This window comes from Neorhizobium sp. T25_13, from assembly GCF_002968675.1.
Lineage (GTDB): Bacteria > Pseudomonadota > Alphaproteobacteria > Rhizobiales > Rhizobiaceae > Neorhizobium > Neorhizobium tomejilense.
Window position 1 is genome coordinate 181,648 of record NZ_PVBI01000005.1, and the last position, 17,388, is coordinate 199,035.

Sequence of the window (17,388 nt, forward strand, 5' to 3'; positions counted from 1 at the left end):
GTCAGCCCTGCGGCTTGATCTCCCGCTCGCAGAAGGTGATGCGGTTGCTGAACGGGTCGGTGACCGTCACTTCCAGTCCCCAATCCGCCTGTTCGAGCCCTGGCTTCATATAGGGGTAGTTCTTGCCGATCAGCTCCTGCTGGAAAGCGCGCGCGCCTGTCATCGGCACGAAGACCCTGGCTGCCGGCGACGCATCGCCCGCATGCTCGGAGAGGTGCATCAGCATGCCGCTTCGCGAGATCTGGCAATAGAGCGGAAAGTTTTCGCCGAAGCGATGCTCCCAGTCCACGGTGAAGCCTAGGAAATCGCGGTAGAATTCCATCGCTTTGTCGACGGAGAAGATCCGGAAGATCGGGATTGCCGGCTGGATCGACACCGCAACCGGCTTCCTTTGCTGCGGTTCTGACGCGTCGATCTTTGCAGCAAGGATATTCCAGTTGTCGTAACCGAACTGCGCCGCAACCAGTTCCAGGACCTGGCTATGCGTCAGGTCAACCTTACGTTCGGCAAGCGCCTCGCGCAGGCTTTTCGCCATCAGTTTTGCATCGCGGAAATCGCGCATCTCATCATCCTTTCAACAGACGAACAAAGACCGGTCAGGTCCCCCAATCAGCGCCCGCATTGCTGATCCGTTCGTCATCGCTGGCCGGATTGGCAAAGGATGAGAGGCGGTGGATGCGTTCACCTTGGCGCTTGAGAGCGCCGCGGGCGGCTGGCCGCATCCGGCCGCAAACAGGAGTAACGTAGTCCAGAATCTAGCGCAAGATGTTCGGAATGCTTCCGCGTCAGTGCGTGACCGGTTCCGGGAAAATCCGACCCTCCTTCGCCTTGGCGCTTGCCTTGAAGAGCGGGCGCGTCGGACTGGTAATGACATCGATGGCTGCGGCAGTCGCGCTCTCGATCGCCTCACCTGCCACGCTTGCGGCAAGGGCGCGTCTGCGGCCGCTTGCCTTGCCGGGCTTGCGGACATCGGCCCGCTCGTCGGTCAGGGCGGTGGCGGCAGCATTGGCACCGGCGACGAGCGCTCTCGCCAGCATCGGCCGGCCGGTGCGGCTCGCCAGCATGTTGCGCAGCAATGACGACCTGCGCACGGATTTCGGCACCTTGAACCCTGCTATCTTCTTCGGAATAAAATTCTTTTTCATGACGGCTCTCCTTTGCAGCCGAACTCCCGTCAGCTGCAACTGTTCCGTGGCGCCGTCAGTGGGAAGGCAATTGCAACTCGGCGGCCAAAGGCTTAGCTTCCCGCCATTCTGGCATCGGGTAATGGCATGGAACTCTCCGGCAAGCGCATTCTTCTGATCATCTCCGGCGGCATCGCGGCCTATAAGAGCCTCGATCTCATCCGCCGGCTTCGCGAGCGGGGCGCATTGGTTCGTCCGATCATGACCAGGGCGGCCCAGGAATTCATCACGCCGCTCGCGGTCGGCGCTCTATCCGCCAGCCATGTCTATGTCGATCTGTTTTCCCGCGAGGACGAGCAGGATGTCGGCCATATCAGGCTCGCCCGCGACAACGACCTCGTGATCGTCGCACCCGCCAGTGCCGACCTGATGGCCAAGATGACGCATGGGTTGGCGGACGATCTTGCGAGCGCCGTGCTGCTTGCCACCGACCGGCCGGTTCTTGTTGCGCCCGCCATGAACCCGAAAATGTGGGCAGCGCCCGCGACCAGGCGCAATGTCGGGACGCTTAAGGCTGACGGCATCCATTTCATAGGCCCGATGGCGGGCGAGATGGCCGAAAGCAACGAGAGCGGCACCGGCCGCATGGCCGAACCGCTGGAAATCGTCACCGCAGCCGTCAAACTGCTGGATGGCGCACCGAAGCCGCTTGCCGGCAAAAAGGTGATCGTCACGTCGGGCCCGACGCATGAGCCGATCGATCCGGTGCGTTATATCGCCAACCGCTCCTCCGGCCGCCAGGGCCATGCGATTGCCGCGGCGCTCGCGAAACTTGGCGCGGATGTGACGCTCGTCTCCGGACCGGTGACCATACCCGATCCGGTCGGCGTGAAGACAGTCCATGTGGAACGCGCCGAGGAAATGCTGGAGGCGGTGATCTCCCACCTGCCCGCCGATATCGCCGTCATGGTGGCGGCGGTCGCAGACTGGCGCGTCGCCTCGTCGGCCGGCCAGAAGATCAAGAAACAGCCCGGCGAGGCCCCGCCTCCCCTGTTGCTGACCGAAAACCCGGACATCCTGAAGACCGTGGGGCATCACGAAAAGCGGCCCAAGATCGTGGTCGGCTTTGCTGCAGAGACCCAGGACGTCGAAAAGAACGGCCGCTCGAAATTGGAACGCAAGGGCGCCGACCTGATCGTCGCCAACGACGTGTCGCCGGAAACCGGCATCATGGGTGGCACCCGCAACCGGGTGAAGATCATCAGCGCCAAAGGCGTCGACGAATGGCCCGATCTCGACAAGGACGAGGTGGCGGAGCGCCTTGCGGCACTGATCGCCTCGAAGCTCGGATAGATTTCAAGCCGCTTCGGACAGCGCCTTCGGCCGGAAGAGCGTGACCTGCATGCCATCGGCATCAACGACGACGGCGCTGCCGTCCGGGATTTCCACCCAGGTATCGACCTCGTCGTTCAGCGGCTCGGATACGAGGCAATAACCCGTTTCGCCGCCCATCGGCGCCGCGTAGAGCGTTGGCGGCTTGTGGTCGGTGGCGTAACGCACCGCGTAGAGTTCCCGGCCGTTCGAATAGGCGGCGGTGAAGCGCACCAATGCCTCACCCGATTTTTCGATCGACAGGTCCTCGACCGTGGCGATCGCCTTTTCCATGGCCTGGAACGGATCGGTATCCAGGCCGAACTGCAAGGCGAGCAGGAAGAGAAGTTCGGAATCCGTCGTACCGTTACGGGCATCGAACAGCGCGTCCGAGAGCATGCCTTCCATATGCCGGCGGATGCGCTCGAAGCCGGAAATCTGGCCGTTATGCATGAATGACCAGTGGCCCTGGACGAACGGATGGCAGTTGTCGCGCCGCGTCGCGCCATGGGTTGCCGCCCGGACATGGGCGAGGAAGAGCGGTGAGCGTATCTGCCGCGCCAGGCTCTTCAGATTGCAGTCGGACCAGGCAGGCAGGATGTCGCGGTAACGGCCGGGTTCCGGCCGGTCTCCATACCAGGCAATGCCGAAACCATCACCATTCGTCGCGGTCTTGGCGCGAGTGGCGCAATGAGACTGCTCGATCAGGGAATGGGCCGGCGAGGAGACGAGTTCTTCGAGATAAAGAGGTTCGCCGCGATAGGCTGCCCAACGACACATGGGGTCTTTCTGCTCCGACATTGCCGCCCGTCCGCGGCCCGAAAATCCAGGAACTTCAGGGTCTCTACAAAGGCTTAATGAAACATGAATTCGAGGGTTACATGCCGGTTTCTTGCTAAAGAATGTATCACTTTTTGCGACAAGGCGTGATCTTTCGAGGTTGCCGCCGGAATTTGGCGGCCTAGATAGAGGCTCATGTCGCGTAAAGAACAGTCGAGCCCAGCTACAGCAGAAGCGCCCCTTCCGGGGGATCCCGTTCTCGCCAGGCTCATGCTCGAACCCGGGGGATGGGCGCTGTTTCTCGATATCGACGGTACGCTGATCGAGCTTGCCGAAACACCGGATGCGATCGTCGTACCGGCGGAGCTACCTGACAACCTGCATCGTCTTTCCATGAGGCTTGGCGGCGCGCTGGCGCTGGTCACGGGCCGGGCTCTTCCCTATGCCGACCAACTTTTCACGCCGTATAAGTTCCCGATCGCCGGCCTGCACGGCTCCGAGCGCCGCGATCCCTCCGGGGCGATCAGCCGCGTCGAGGTCAGCGCCGCGTTCGAGGATCTGAAGGCGGCTCTTGTCCGCGAGGCCCGTCAATGGCCGGGCGTTCTGGTGGAGGACAAGGGTGCGGCCGTCGCCGCCCATTATCGCCAGGCGCCGGAGCAACGCGAAGCGGTCGAGGCAGCCATGCCCCGCTACCTCGATATGGCGGGCCCGGACTTCACGCTCCAGCACGGCAAGATGGTGATGGAAATCCGGCCGGCCCAGGCGAGCAAGGGCCACGCCTTGCAGGCCTTTCTCGATCAACCGCCCTTCAAGGGCCGCAAGCCGATCGCCATCGGCGACGACGTGACCGACGAGGCGATGTTCCGCACCGCCAACGAACTCGGCGGCCATTCCATCCGTATCACCGAGACACCGGGTGACACGCAAGCCAAATCCACCCTCCCCTCGGCCGCTGCCTTGCGCGCGGCAATCAAAGCGCTTGCGAGTGGTGTCAAGCCCGACGCCGCGTGAGCTGAAAGGACAATATCTTGAGCCGACTTGTCGTCGTTTCGAACCGTGTCTCCCTGCCGCAGAAAAGCGGCGATGCTCCAGCCGGCGGGCTGGCTGTCGCGCTGCAGGCCGCCCTGGAGGAGCACGGCGGCATCTGGATGGGATGGTCCGGCAAATCCAGCGGCGCGAAGGAACCGGCGCCGCTCGACATGCAGCAGCATGGCAACATCACCTATGCGCTCACCGATCTCACCAAGACGGATGTCGAGGAATATTACCACGGGTTTGCCAACCGCGTGCTCTGGCCGATCTGTCATTACCGGATGGATCTCGCGGAATATGGACGCAAGGAAATGGCCGGTTACTTCCGCGTCAACCGCTTCTTCGCCCATAAGCTGGCGCCGCTCATCCAGGAAGACGACGTCATCTGGATACACGACTATCACCTGATCCCGCTTGCCGCGGAACTGCGCCAGATGGGCCTCAAGAACAAGATCGGCTTCTTCCTGCACATTCCCTGGCCGCCGGCTGACGTGCTTTTCACCATGCCCGTTCACGAGGAGATCATGAAAGGGCTGTCGTATTACGATCTGGTGGGGTTCCAGACGGATCATGATCTTGCGAATTTCGCGGGCGGGCTCGTGCGCGAGGGCATCGGCGAGGCGCTTGAGGGCGGAAAGCTCACCTCCTACGGACGCACCTTCAAGGGCGGCTTCTATTCGATCAGTATCGAAACTGCCGCCTTTGCCGAATACGCAAAGAAAGCGGCGAGCAACATCATCGTTCGCAAGGCCAAACAGAGTATCGAAGGGCGCGACCTGATCATCGGCGTCGATCGGCTGGATTACTCGAAGGGCATCACCCAGCGGATCGATGCCTTCGAGCACTTCGTCAAATCCAACCCCGCCCATCACAACCGCGTCACCTATCTGCAGATCACCCCGAAATCCCGCTCCGAAGTGCCGGAATACGAGCAGATGCAGCGCATGGTGGCCGAGCAGGCAGGCCGCGTGAACGGTGCGATCGGCACGGTCGACTGGGTACCTATCCGCTATATCAACCGCTCGATCGGCAGGCCCGTTCTGGCGGGCCTTTATCGGCTCGCCAAAATCGGGCTCGTGACGCCGCTACGCGACGGCATGAACCTGGTCGCCAAGGAATATGTCGCGGCACAGGATCCGGAAAATCCGGGCGTCCTGGTGCTGTCGCGTTTTGCGGGTGCTGCGCGGGAACTGCGTGGAGCGCTGCTGGTCAATCCTTATGACATCGAAGGCACGGCAAACGCGATCGCACGCGGCATCAACATGCCGATCGAGGAGCGCAAGGAGCGCTGGGGCCGCATGATGGAACATCTCCTCGAACACGACGTCACCCGCTGGTGCGACGACTTCCTCAAGGATCTCACGGCGGCATAAGCTCCTCAAAACCCTGAAGGTCACCGCAGTCATGGCGTCCCAAGGACGCCATGACTGCGCATGAATATTGGCGATCACGCCGCCTGCTTCAGAGATCCGAGCGCTTCGTCGAGGCTCACATGGCCGAGGAACTGTCCGCTCGTCAGCGCTTCTTCCTGATGTTCGATGGCCCAGGCGAACCGCACCGCCGGGTCCTGCTGCAGACGCTCGTAGAGCGCATTGAGCCCCGGAAACTGCCTCCGGTCGACGACCTGGTGGAAATCGTTCCAGCGGGCGATGCCGGCGAAATAGGCATCCGCAAAGCTCTTCTCGTCGCCGAGCAGCCATTCGCGTCCACCCAAGAGCGTTTCGAGCTGCGCATGCGCCTTCTCGACCTTGGCGATACCGTAGGTGCGAAGCGCCTGCTTGGCCTGCGGGTCGAGTTCGTGCTCCACCGCGTGCCAGAGCGGACCGAAGGCGTTGAAAAAAGCGGTATTGAGGAAAGCCAGCATCTGGTTCAGCCGGTCGAATTTTTCCGATTTCGGATCGAAACCCCAGCCCTTCCCCACCGTGCGCGCGGCGATGTGGTTGAGGATCGCCATGCTCTCGCTCATCACCCGGCCATCCGGCAGCATCAGCGACGGTGTTTCGCCGATCGGATTGACCGGCTTGTAGGCCTCGCTCGAAACCACGGCCGGCATTTCGACGCGGCACAGCCGATAAGGCGCGCCGGTCCATTCGAGCGCGACGATCGAGCCGAAGGAACATCCTTCCGGAACGCCGTAAAACAGGATCGGTGTCATTTCATACTCCCTGGATTGAATTTTTGAGACACCATCAATATGATTTCGTGGACGCCGGCGCGGTAGACGCCAATTTTCCGCCTTTAAGTCTACAAGCATGGAAGATGAGGATGACTTTGCCCAACCTCAACGATCTTTATTTCTTCGTGCAGGCGGTGGAGCACGGCGGCTTTTCCGCGGCAGGGCGGCGGCTCGGCGTGCCGAAATCCACCGTCAGCAAACGCGTGGCGGAACTCGAGGACCGGCTCGGCGTGCGGCTGATCCAGCGGACGTCCCGCAGTTTCTCGCTGACCGATCTCGGCCGGGATTTCTTCCGGCACGCGCAGGCATCGGTGATCGAGGCGGAGATGGCGGAAACCATCGTGCGTACCCATCTCGGCGAGCCGAGCGGCATCGTGCGAATGACGGCTGCGGTGCCGACCGCGCAATTCATCCTCGCCGATCATCTGGCCGAGCTTTCGGCACGATATCCGAAACTGCATCTTTCGCTGCATGTCAGCGACCGGTTCGTCGATATCGTCCAGGAAGGTTTCGATATCGCGGTACGCAGCCACCAGGCGCCGCTGCCGGATTCGACGCTGCTGCAGAAGAAGCTTGCGACCGACCCTTTTTTCGTCGTCGCCTCACCGGATTATGTTCGCACCCATGGCGAACCCTTACGGCCGGAGGATCTCGCCGGGCATAGGGCGGTCACCGCCGGCCCGACGGACATGGTCTGGAAGTTGGCCTCCGAGGATGGCGAAGCGGTCGTCGTGACACCCAGATCCGTGCTTTCCGCCGACGAGCCGTTGGTGATCATGAAGGCAACGATGGCAGGCCTTGGCCTGACCTGCCTGCCGACTTCCGTCTGCCGCGAGGCGCTTGCCGAGGGCAGGCTGATCCGCCTGTTGCCCGATTGGACGGCCGGCAGCATCACCACAACGATCCTGATGCCGCATCGACGCGGGCAGCTTCCGGCGGTGCGCGCCGTCGTCGACTTTCTCAGCGAACGGATCGCCGCCTAAAAGGACTTTCATTTCGGCGGCCTGGCGGCTACCCATGGCCGTTCCATTCCCAAGAGGCCATCATGTCGACCGAACACACCGTCACGCCAGAACGTATTGCGGAAACCGAAACGCTCATCCGTCCGCATATCCGCCGCACGCCGGTGATGCGCGTCGACATGCGGGATTTCGGCGGGGCACCGCTGCCGATCGACCTGAAGCTCGAGCTGCTGCAGCATTCCGGCTCGTTCAAGGCTCGCGGCGCCTTCACCAACCTTTTGACGCGCAATGTCCCGGCGGCCGGCGTCGTCGCCGCGTCCGGCGGCAATCACGGGGCGGCCGTCGCCTATGCGGCGATGCGGCTCGGTGTGCCGGCGCATATCTTCGTGCCGAGCGTGGCCTCGCAGGCGAAGATCGACCTCATTCGTTCCTATGGCGCGGAACTGGTGGTCGGCGGCGACCGATATAACGATGCACTGGCGGCGAGCCAGACCTATGTGGCGACGAGCGGTGCAATCGCCGCCCATGCTTATGACCAGGTGGAAACCCTGCTCGGCCAGGGCACGCTCGGCAAGGAGATCGAAGACGGCCTGCCGGAGATGACGACGCTGATCGTTGCCGTCGGCGGCGGCGGTCTGATCGGCGGCATCGCCTCCTGGTTCCGCGGCCGGGTGAAGATCGTCGCGGTGGAATCCGACGGTGCGCCGACGCTTCACGAAGCCTTCAAGGCCGGCCGCCCCGTGGATGCGCCGGCCGGCGGCATCGCGGCGGATTCGCTGGCGCCGAAGCAGGTTGGCGAGCTGATGTTCCCCGTTGCCCAGAAATTCCTCCAGCCGCCGATCCTGGTGACCGACGACGAGATTCTCGCCGCTCAGAAGGTACTGTGGGCCGGCGCCCGTATCGTTGCTGAACCCGGCGGTGCCGCAGCCTTCGCCGCGCTACTTTGCGGCAAATATGTTCCCGGCCCGGATGAACGCGTCTGCGTGCTGGTCTGCGGTTCCAACACGACGGCTGTCAAGTTCGGCTGATCATTCCGGCGGCAGGGGCACGTTCGGCCAGTCCGTCGTGACCTCCGCCTGAACCGGCCGGTCTAGATAAGTTGAAAGCGCGACATAACTGCGGGTGCCGCGCACGCCGGGCAGCGAATGGATCTGGCCGAGCAGGAATTCCAGCGCCTGCGGATTTTCCATCCGCACCTTGAGGATCACGCTCGCGTCGCCGGCCACGGAATGCAGTTCCTCCACTTCCGGAAAACGGGCAATCTGCATGAGCCGCTCGCTCTTGCCCCAGCCCGCCGCCTCCACATGCACGAAGGCCGTGAGAGGCTTGCCGACCGCCGTGCCATCCAGCCGCGCTACCGTATCGCGGATCACGCCCGAGCGCTTCAATCGCTTGACGCGCTCATGCACCGCAGGCGGTGACAGGCCCACGATTTCTCCCAGCGCCGCATAGCTCCGGTCCGCATCGGCGGCGAGTGCTGCTAATATCCTTCGGTCAAAAGCGTCAAGCGGAGCAGGTCCTCGCCGCTTCGGCCGAACATCCTCTGTATTTTCCATCCCATCGCCTCTTCAGCTTTTCTGCCGAATAGTATTCGGCAAGAATGCGGCATTACCAGATGAAATTCCAGAGGAAGCAAGATGAAGATGATCGCCCATAACCCAAAGGATGGCGTCTATGCCGCGACGCCGGACTATGTGCACGCCATGGAAGTGCGCAGCCCCGACCGCTTTCTTTTCGTCAGTGGCACGATGGGCCTCGACGAAAGCGGAGCGACCGGCGCCGACCTGGAAAGCCAACTCCGCCTGATCTGGTCGAACCTCAACCGAATTCTTGCCGAAGCGCGGATGACGACCGACAATATCGTGCGGCTGACCAGCTATCTGCGGCACGCCTCCTATGTGGAGGCAAACCAGAATGCGCGGCTTTCAGCACTCGGCGGCCGCCTCGTGCCGACGACCGCCATCGTCGTCGAGACGCTGCGCGACGACTGGCTGGTGGAGATCGAGATCATTGCCGCGGCGTGAGCAGTCTCACGCCGCCTTGGCGACCTGATATTCCTTGATCGCGACCATCTTGATGGCAGGATAACGCTCCGACTCGTAGCGCAGCGAGAAACTGTCCTGCGCCAGAAAAACCGGATCGCCATCGAGATCACGGGCGATATCGCCGCGCTTTACCGTCAGGAACTTGTCGAGATCCGCCTGATTTTCGGCCGAGATCCAGCGGCAGATCGAAAAGCGCGACATTTCGAAGGAGACCGGCAGGCCGTATTCACCCTGCAGCCGTTCCTTCAAGACGTCGAGCTGCAGTGCGCCGACGACCCCGACGATGGCCGGCGAGCCGTCTTCCGGCGAGAAGAGCTGCACGACGCCCTCTTCCGCCATCTGCTGCAGTGCTTCCTTGAGCTTCTTCGCCTTCATGGCATCCTCCAGCCGGACGCGGCGGAGGATTTCCGGCGAGAAGTTCGGCACGCCCTGGAACACCAGTTGTTCGCCTTCGGTCAGCGTATCGCCGATGCGCAGCGTGCCGTGGTTCGGGATGCCGACCACGTCGCCCGCGTAGGCGGTATCGGCCAACTGGCGCTGGGACGCGAAGAAGAACTGCGGCGCGGTCAGCCCGAGCTGCTTGCCCGTGCGCGACAGCCGCGCCTTCATGCCACGCTCCAGCTTGCCCGAGCAGATGCGCGCAAACGCGATACGGTCGCGGTGGTTCGGGTCCATGTTCGCCTGGATCTTGAAGACGAAGGCCGTCATCTTGTCGTCGGTCGCATGCACGGTGCGGATGTCCGCCACCTGGTCTCGCGGCGGCGGGGCGAAATCGCCCAGCGCATCGATGAGATCGCGCACGCCGAAATTCCGCAAAGCCGAACCGAAGAAGACCGGCGTCATGTGGCCTTCGAGGAAAGCCTTGCGGTCGAACGGCCGGCAGGCCTCGATCGCCAGTTCGGTCTCCTCGACGAAGGCCGCACGTTCGTTTTCCGGCAGGCGGTCGGCGACGCTCTGGGGTCCGTTGACAGGGGTTGCCTTGACGTCCGTATCCGAGCCACGAACCGTGTTGTCGGCCAGGTTATAGGAACCGCAGAAAGTCTTCGAACGACCGATCGGCCAGGTGATCGGAGCGGTATCGAGCGCCAGCTTTTCCTCGACCTCGTCCAGGATTTCGAAGGGATCGCGGCTTTCGCGGTCCATCTTGTTGACGAAGGTGATGATTGGGATATCGCGCATGCGGCAGACTTCGAACAGTTTCAGCGTCCGCGGCTCGATGCCTTTTGCGGCGTCGAGGACCATGACCGCGGCATCCACCGCCGTCAGCGTGCGGTAGGTGTCGTCGGCGAAGTCTTCGTGGCCGGGCGTATCGAGGATGTTGAAGACGTTGCCGTCATATTCGAAGGTCATCACCGAGGTGACGACCGAGATGCCGCGTTCGCGCTCGATCTTCATCCAGTCGGACCGCGTCTGGATACGGTCCTTCTTGGCTTTCACTTCGCCGGCGAGCTGGATCGCGCCGCCGAACAGCAGCAGTTTTTCGGTCAGCGTCGTCTTGCCCGCGTCCGGATGGGCAATAATTGCGAATGTGCGGCGGCGGGAAACCGCCTCGGCAATCGTTTCGGGCATTTTTTTCTCGATCCTTTACGTTGCCGCGTATCTAACGACTCCGTGGATAACTTTCAATTCGTGTTTGACCGGAGCGACCGTGGGTCGACAAATGACATGATGAACATTCACGCCCCCTCCTCGCCAAAGCTCAATCTCGTCCGCCTCCCGCACGGCGCCGGCCTCGATCTGCCGGCCTATGAAACCGCGGGCGCTGCCGGCATGGACCTGCGCGCCGCCGTCGAGGACGGCATGCCGCTGACGATCGCCCCCGGCAAACGGGCGCTGGTGCCGACAGGCTTCATCTTCGAAATTCCGGAAGGGTTCGAGGCGCAGGTACGGCCGCGCTCAGGCCTTGCCTTCAAGAACGGCATCACCTGCCTCAACACGCCGGGCACGATCGACAGTGATTATCGCGGCGAGGTGAAGGTGCTGTTGATCAATCTCGGCGACGAGGATTTCGCCATCACCCGCGGCATGCGGATCGCGCAGATGGTGATCGCGCCGGTGACCCAGGCTCGGGTAACCGAGATTACGGAAACCTCCACGACTGCCCGCGGTGCCGGTGGCTTCGGCTCGACCGGTCTTTGAACGCAAAGGCGTTTTCGTTCCCGACCACTTACGGGAACAAAATTTCCATTTCTCTTTCCGTCCGGTTCCGCCTTGCTGGCATTCGTGGGGAACACGCCCTAACTTCTCTCCAAACTCAGGGAGAGCACTATGCCAGAGACCAGAAAGCCGGGCCGCGGCCGAATCTATTCCTCGATCACCGAAACCATCGGCGACACGCCGATCGTGCGCCTCGACAAGCTGGCCAAGGAAAAGGGCGTGAAGGCCAATCTTTTGGCCAAGCTCGAATTCTTCAACCCGATCGCTTCGGTTAAGGACCGTATCGGGGTGGCGATGATCGAAAGCCTGGAGGCCGAGGGCAAGATCGCGCCTGGCAGGACGACGCTGGTTGAGCCCACGTCCGGCAATACCGGCATCGCGCTCGCCTTCGCCGCCGCCGCCAAGGGCTACAAATTGATCCTGACCATGCCGGAGACCATGTCGATCGAACGCCGCAAGATGCTCGCCCTCCTCGGTGCCGAACTGGTGCTGACCGAAGGCCCGAAAGGCATGAAGGGTGCGATCGCCAAGGCGGAAGAACTCGCCGCTTCGCTTCCGGATGCGATCATCCCGCAGCAGTTCGAAAATCCGGCCAACCCCGAAATTCATCGCAAGACGACAGCCGAGGAAATCTGGAACGATACCGATGGCAAGATCGACATCTTCGTCTCCGGCATCGGCACCGGCGGCACGATCACCGGTGCCGGCCAGGTGCTGAAGGAGCGTAACCCGGCACTCAAGATCATTGCCGTCGAACCGGAAGAATCGCCCGTCCTCTCCGGCGGCCAGCCCGGCCCGCACAAGATCCAGGGCATCGGCGCAGGTTTCGCACCGAAGATCCTGGACACGCACATCTATGACGAGATCATCACCGTCAACAGCGGTGAGGCCATGGAGATGGCCCGCCTGGTGGCCAGGCTCGAAGGCGTACCGGTTGGCATCTCCTCCGGTGCGGCGCTGCAAGCAGCCATCGAAGTCGGCAGCCGTGCGGAAAATGCCGGCAAGACCATCGTCGTCATCATCCCTTCCTTCGCAGAGCGCTATCTGTCGACGGCGCTGTTTGAAGGGTTGGGTGGTTAGCTGCACTTTTTCAGGTCGTCATCCTCGGGCTTGACCCGAGGATGACGACGGAAGGGTATGCTATCCGCGTCTGCCTAAGAGGCGGTCCGCCTAAGTGGAGCCTGGTCATCGGTGACGACCCGCCCTGGCCGCAGAGCAAATTCATCGCTATCTCCCGGCCCTCGCAACCCCATCCCTAACCTTCTGCCTCACGCCGCGGCCGTCGCCAGCCGTTCGCCGGCCATGCGATAGGAAATCGCCTCGGCGAGATGAATGCGGCCGACCGTATCCTTGCCGTCGAGATCGGCGAGCGTGCGGGCGACTTTCAATATCCGATGGTATCCGCGGGCCGAGAACTTGAGCTTTTCGGCCGCATCCCTCAGCAACTGGAGACCGCCGGGATCGGGTTCGGCGATCTTCTCGATCAGGGCCGTCGAGCAGCGGGCATTGGTGAGCACGCGCGGATAACCGGCCTGTTCGAACCGCTCCCGCTGTCTGTCACGCGCAGCCGCCACGCGCCTGGCGACATCCGCGCTGCTTTCCGCCGGCCTCGGGCGAATGAGATCGGCGGCCGAGACTGCCGGCACGTCGATGCGGATATCGATACGGTCCATCAGCGGCCCCGAAATGCGCCCCTGGTAGTCCGACATGCATTTTGGCCCCCGTGCGCAGGTATGGCCGGGTTCGCCCGCCATCCCGCAGCGGCACGGGTTCATGGCGGCGACGAGCTGGATGCTGGCGGGATAGGAAACCCGATGATTAGCGCGGGCGATAATGCACTCACCGGTCTCCAGCGGCTGACGGAGCGCGTCCAGCGCCTGTGGCGAGAATTCCGGGAATTCGTCGAGGAACAGCACGCCGTGATGGGCAAGCGATGCCTCCCCGGGCCTGGCGCGCAGGCCACCACCCACCAGCGCTGCCATGGTGGCCGAATGATGCGGCGTGCGGTAAGGCCGGCGGTCGGAGAGCTTGCCGCCGGAAAGCTGGCCGGCGATCGAATGGATCATCGACACTTCCAGCAGTTCGGCGGCTGAAAGCGGCGGCAGGATGGACGGCAGCCGGGCGGCGAGCATGGATTTGCCGGAGCCGGGAGGGCCGACCATCAGAAGATTATGTCCACCGGCGGCGGCGACTTCCAGTGCGCGCTTGGCCGATTCCTGGCCTTTGATGTCGACGAGATCGGGCAAATTGGCAGGCAGGGCGCGAATTGCCGGCTGCGGCCGGGAGATGACCTGGGTGCCGCGGAAATGGTTTGCGAGCGCGATCAGGCTTCGTGGCGCGACGATATCGATCTCGGCCCCCGCCCAGGCGGCTTCCGCGCCGCTGTCGGCCGGGCAGATCAGCCCCTTTCCCAGCGCGTTGGCGGCGATTGCCGCCGGAAGTGCGCCGGCCACAGGCGCAAGCGTGCCGTCGAGATTCAGTTCCCCAAGCACCACATAACCGGTGAGTGCATCTCCGGGAACGGCGCCCAGCGCCGCCATCAATGCCAGCGCGATCGGCAGGTCGAAATGAGAGCCCTCTTTCGGAAGGTCGGCCGGTGCCAGATTGACGGTGATCTTCTTCGGCGGCATGGCGAGGCCGGAGGCGTGCAACGCCGCCTGCACCCGCTCGCGGCTCTCGGCCACCGCCTTGTCCGGCAGGCCGACGATATGCATGTTGATCTTGCCCGGCCCGACCATGACCTGCACGTCGACCGGAACGCCTTCTATGCCTTGGAATGCGACTGTGCTGACGCGCGAAACCATAACCACCCCGCCCCTAACTTCATGTCCGGGACACCAGCGATACACGCTTTCCGTGCCAGGAATTGCAATCTGGCATAGAAATAGGAATGAAACAAGAACATTAACCGAACAATTTCACGCATCCGCTGCAAACGGGTTGCGGGCGGTTGTATCGCGAGAACAAAGGCGATCCGTATCCGAAACGCCTGGCCTTCATCAGGCGCGTTTTGCCTCGATTGCGTCCCAAAGGAGGCCTGCGACGTCGGCGCCGCCGAACTTCTTGACTTCGCGGATGCCCGTCGGGGATGTGACGTTGATCTCGGTCATGTAATCGCCGATCACATCGATGCCGACGAAGATGAAGCCGCGCTCGCGCAGGGCGGGTCCGATGCGGGAGCAGATTTCCTTCTCGCGCGGCGTGATCTCGGTCGCCTCGGCGCGGCCGCCGACATGCATGTTGGAGCGGCTGTCGTGTTCGGCGGGAACCCGGTTGATCGCGCCGACCGGCTCGCCGTCCACCAGAAGGATGCGCTTGTCGCCCTTGCGCACGGCCGGCAGATAGGCCTGGGCGATATAGGGTTCGCCGCGATACATCTGGCCGAACATTTCGAGCAGCGACGTGAAATTGCGGTCGTCGCGGGCGGAATGGAAAACCCCGGCGCCGCCATTGCCGTAGAGCGGCTTCAGGATGATATCGCCCATCTCTTCCCGGAAGCGGGCGATTTCGCCCGGATCGCGGCTGATCAGCGTTGCTGGCATCAGATCGGCGAACTCGGTAACGAAAATCTTCTCCGGCGAGTTGCGCACCCAGGCGGGGTCGTTGACGACAAGCGTTTTCGGGTGGATGCGCTCGAGCAGATGGGTCGAGGTGATATAGCCCATGTCGAAGGGCGGATCCTGGCGCAGATGAACGACGTCCATCTCCGACAGATCAACGCGTTCCTTCTCCCCAAGCGTGAAATGATCGCCCTTGACGTCGCGAACCTGCAGCGGTTCGACAGCGGCGAAGATCTTGCCGTCGCGCATGGTCAGGCGATCGGGAGTGTAGTGAAACAGCTCGAACCCACGCGCCTGCGCTTCGAGCGCCATGGCGAAAGTGGAATCGCCGGCAATGCTGATGCCGGAAATATGGTCCATCTGGAACGCGACCTTGCGGATTTTCGCCATGACTTCAGCCCCCTAGGATTGGCCCGCCTGATGTAGGATGGCGGGCCTCCAAAGGCAACTGCAATCGGGCCGATATCACGCGGAGATGCCGACCTGCGTCTTTGCCCGCAACATGTTGCGCAGGCGGAAAAGCATGGCGATCGGCTTCGGGAAAGGCCGGCGGATGAAGGCGACCTTCTTCAGATATTTGTCGATGCGCCAGGTGGCCCAGGTCCGTCCCTTGAAATAGGCGACATCGCCCGCCTGGAGAACGCGCTGCGTGCCGTCTTCGGCAGTCACATGCACTTCGCCCTCAAGGATCACCACCGTTTCGTCCCAGTGGAAGTACCAGCGGAACTCGCCCGCCGTACATTCCCATACACCGGTCGTCGCGCAATCGTCCTCGGCGGTGGAATGAGAACCGGCACGCGCCTGCGGATCGCCGGCGATGACCCAGGTGGGCTCGATCGGCATCGGCTTCATTTCGAGAGAATGCGGACAAGCGCCGATAAACGGCTTCACCTTCGGCTTCTCAGGTGCGTAGGACTTGGACCGAAATGCAATTGCCGCTGCGGTCGCGGCGAGGACGTGCCAACTCATGTTTCCCCCGGAAGCTGTCAATTCCGGGAGATGCTAGCGGCAAAGAGTAAGCCCGCTCTTCAGGCCGATGTTAGAATTTTAACGATCGGCCTCAATTTCGGATTGGGCCCTCAGATAACCGGCTCGACCGGCGCGAGCTTTGCCTCTGCCGGAACGTTGCCCGGCAGGCGCTTGCCCGTTTCGATCGAGAAGAAGTGCAGGCGTTTGGCATCGACGGCAATGCGCATTTCCGGTGATAGCGCAATCTCCGGAGAAACGGCGGCGGTGATCTGCTGGTCGCCCACCGTGCCGTGGATCAGGCGCTGGGCGCCAAGCTCCTCGGTGTATTCGAGACGGAAGGGCAGAGCCTCCTCGTCGTCGCGGGCGATACGCAGATCCTCGGCGCGGACGCCGACGGTGACGGCACCGGAGGTCGGCGCGAAACCGTTGAGGGCGATCATCGCCGGGCCGATCGCCAGCTTGTCGCCATGCAGTTCGCCCTTGACGAGGTTCATGGCCGGCGAGCCGATGAAGCTCGCAACGAAGGTGGAGGCCGGCGCGTGGTAGACTTCCAGCGGCGCACCGATCTGCTCGATCTGGCCGCCGTTCAGAACAACGAGGCGGTCGGCCAGCGTCATCGCTTCGAGCTGGTCGTGGGTGACGTAGATCGACGTGGTGCCAAGCCGGCGCTGCAGGCGCTTGATCTCGCCGCGCATGGAAACACGCAGCTTGGCATCGAGGTTGGAGAGCGGCTCGTCGAACAGGAAGGCCGCCGGCTTGCGGACGATGGCGCGGCCCATGGCGACGCGCTGGCGCTGGCCGCCGGACAGCTGGCGGGGCTTGCGCTCCAGATACTGGGTGATCTCCAGCATGCGGGCGGCTTCGGCGACACGGGCGTCGATCTCGGCCTTCGGCGTGCCGCGGTTCTTCAGACCGTAGGCGAGGTTGTTATAGACCGTCATATGCGGATAGAGCGCATAGTTCTGGAACACCATGGCGATATCGCGCTCGGCCGGCTCGATCTGGTTGACGACTCGTCCGGCGATCTTCACCTCGCCTGCGGAAATGGCTTCCAGCCCTGCAACCATGCGCAGCAGCGTGGACTTGCCGCAGCCCGAGGGACCGACGAGGACGATGAACTCACCGTCGACGATGTCGATGGAGACGGAGCTTACCGCCTTCACGCCGCCCGTATAAATCTTCGAAACTTCTGAAATGTGAATTCCAGCCATG

18 protein-coding genes are annotated in these 17,388 nt (G+C 62.7%); 8 read left to right on the forward strand and 10 right to left on the reverse strand.

Annotation, left to right across the window (positions count from 1 at the left end; translation table 11 throughout):
• Position 1: 1 nt before the first annotated feature.
• Entirely contained in the window at positions 2–562 is a 561-nt protein-coding gene (locus tag C5J22_RS13625; protein ID WP_105438651.1) for a glyoxalase superfamily protein, read from the reverse strand.
• A 223-nt stretch (positions 563–785) separates the two neighbouring features.
• Positions 786–1,145, reverse strand: a complete 360-nt coding sequence (locus C5J22_RS13630) for a hypothetical protein (protein WP_105438652.1) — start codon at positions 1,143–1,145, stop codon at positions 786–788.
• A gap of 126 nt (positions 1,146–1,271) precedes the next feature.
• Between C5J22_RS13630 and coaBC the strand changes: the two genes are divergently transcribed.
• On the forward strand, positions 1,272–2,477 hold the full coding sequence (gene coaBC / locus C5J22_RS13635) for a bifunctional phosphopantothenoylcysteine decarboxylase/phosphopantothenate--cysteine ligase CoaBC (protein ID WP_105438653.1): 1,206 nt from the start codon (positions 1,272–1,274) through the stop codon (positions 2,475–2,477).
• Between the two features lie 3 nt (positions 2,478–2,480).
• On the opposite strand, the gene C5J22_RS13640 is transcribed toward coaBC, so the two are convergent.
• A complete protein-coding gene (locus C5J22_RS13640) occupies positions 2,481–3,275 on the reverse strand; it encodes a class II glutamine amidotransferase (RefSeq protein WP_105438654.1) in 795 nt (264 codons plus the stop codon).
• A 195-nt stretch (positions 3,276–3,470) separates the two neighbouring features.
• Here C5J22_RS13640 and otsB point away from each other — a divergent pair, with 195 nt between their 5' ends.
• Complete coding sequence (gene otsB / locus C5J22_RS13645; protein WP_105438655.1) at positions 3,471–4,286, forward strand: trehalose-phosphatase; 816 nt, start codon at positions 3,471–3,473, stop codon at positions 4,284–4,286.
• A gap of 17 nt (positions 4,287–4,303) precedes the next feature.
• On the forward strand, positions 4,304–5,680 hold the full coding sequence (gene otsA / locus C5J22_RS13650) for an alpha,alpha-trehalose-phosphate synthase (UDP-forming) (protein ID WP_105404232.1): 1,377 nt from the start codon (positions 4,304–4,306) through the stop codon (positions 5,678–5,680).
• Positions 5,681–5,754: 74 nt separating this feature from the next.
• Here otsA and C5J22_RS13655 read toward each other — a convergent pair whose 3' ends face one another.
• Complete coding sequence (locus C5J22_RS13655) at positions 5,755–6,462, reverse strand: glutathione S-transferase family protein (protein ID WP_105438656.1); 708 nt, start codon at positions 6,460–6,462, stop codon at positions 5,755–5,757.
• A 110-nt stretch (positions 6,463–6,572) separates the two neighbouring features.
• Between C5J22_RS13655 and C5J22_RS13660 the strand changes: the two genes are divergently transcribed.
• On the forward strand, positions 6,573–7,466 hold the full coding sequence (locus C5J22_RS13660; protein ID WP_105438657.1) for a LysR substrate-binding domain-containing protein: 894 nt from the start codon (positions 6,573–6,575) through the stop codon (positions 7,464–7,466).
• 62 nt (positions 7,467–7,528) lie between these two features.
• Positions 7,529–8,473 (forward strand): threonine/serine dehydratase, encoded by a 945-nt coding sequence (locus C5J22_RS13665; protein ID WP_105438658.1) that lies wholly within the window; start codon positions 7,529–7,531, stop codon positions 8,471–8,473.
• Here C5J22_RS13665 and C5J22_RS13670 read toward each other — a convergent pair whose 3' ends face one another.
• Complete coding sequence (locus tag C5J22_RS13670; RefSeq protein WP_105438659.1) at positions 8,474–9,001, reverse strand: Lrp/AsnC family transcriptional regulator; 528 nt, start codon at positions 8,999–9,001, stop codon at positions 8,474–8,476.
• A gap of 81 nt (positions 9,002–9,082) precedes the next feature.
• Here C5J22_RS13670 and C5J22_RS13675 point away from each other — a divergent pair, with 81 nt between their 5' ends.
• Complete coding sequence (locus C5J22_RS13675; RefSeq protein WP_105438660.1) at positions 9,083–9,469, forward strand: RidA family protein; 387 nt, start codon at positions 9,083–9,085, stop codon at positions 9,467–9,469.
• Positions 9,470–9,475: 6 nt separating this feature from the next.
• On the opposite strand, the gene C5J22_RS13680 is transcribed toward C5J22_RS13675, so the two are convergent.
• Positions 9,476–11,059 (reverse strand): peptide chain release factor 3, encoded by a 1,584-nt coding sequence (locus C5J22_RS13680; protein ID WP_105424578.1) that lies wholly within the window; start codon positions 11,057–11,059, stop codon positions 9,476–9,478.
• A gap of 99 nt (positions 11,060–11,158) precedes the next feature.
• Here C5J22_RS13680 and dut point away from each other — a divergent pair, with 99 nt between their 5' ends.
• On the forward strand, positions 11,159–11,629 hold the full coding sequence (gene dut / locus C5J22_RS13685; RefSeq protein WP_105438873.1) for a dUTP diphosphatase: 471 nt from the start codon (positions 11,159–11,161) through the stop codon (positions 11,627–11,629).
• A 129-nt stretch (positions 11,630–11,758) separates the two neighbouring features.
• Positions 11,759–12,727: a cysteine synthase A gene (cysK, locus tag C5J22_RS13690; protein WP_105404239.1), complete on the forward strand. Its 969-nt coding sequence runs from the start codon at positions 11,759–11,761 to the stop codon at positions 12,725–12,727.
• Positions 12,728–12,915: 188 nt separating this feature from the next.
• Here cysK and C5J22_RS13695 read toward each other — a convergent pair whose 3' ends face one another.
• From C5J22_RS13695 to C5J22_RS13710, 4 genes are all read right to left on the reverse strand, one after another.
• Positions 12,916–14,451: a YifB family Mg chelatase-like AAA ATPase gene (locus C5J22_RS13695; protein ID WP_105438661.1), complete on the reverse strand. Its 1,536-nt coding sequence runs from the start codon at positions 14,449–14,451 to the stop codon at positions 12,916–12,918.
• 195 nt (positions 14,452–14,646) lie between these two features.
• Positions 14,647–15,597 (reverse strand): glutathione synthase, encoded by a 951-nt coding sequence (gene gshB / locus C5J22_RS13700; RefSeq protein ID WP_046630351.1) that lies wholly within the window; start codon positions 15,595–15,597, stop codon positions 14,647–14,649.
• A 75-nt stretch (positions 15,598–15,672) separates the two neighbouring features.
• Entirely contained in the window at positions 15,673–16,176 is a 504-nt protein-coding gene (locus C5J22_RS13705; RefSeq protein ID WP_046609561.1) for a cupin domain-containing protein, read from the reverse strand.
• A gap of 110 nt (positions 16,177–16,286) precedes the next feature.
• Positions 16,287–17,387 carry a sn-glycerol-3-phosphate import ATP-binding protein UgpC gene (locus C5J22_RS13710; protein ID WP_105434595.1) on the reverse strand — a complete coding sequence of 367 codons (1,101 nt, stop codon included), beginning with the start codon at positions 17,385–17,387 and terminating at the stop codon, positions 16,287–16,289.
• Between the last annotated feature and the right edge of the window lies 1 nt (position 17,388).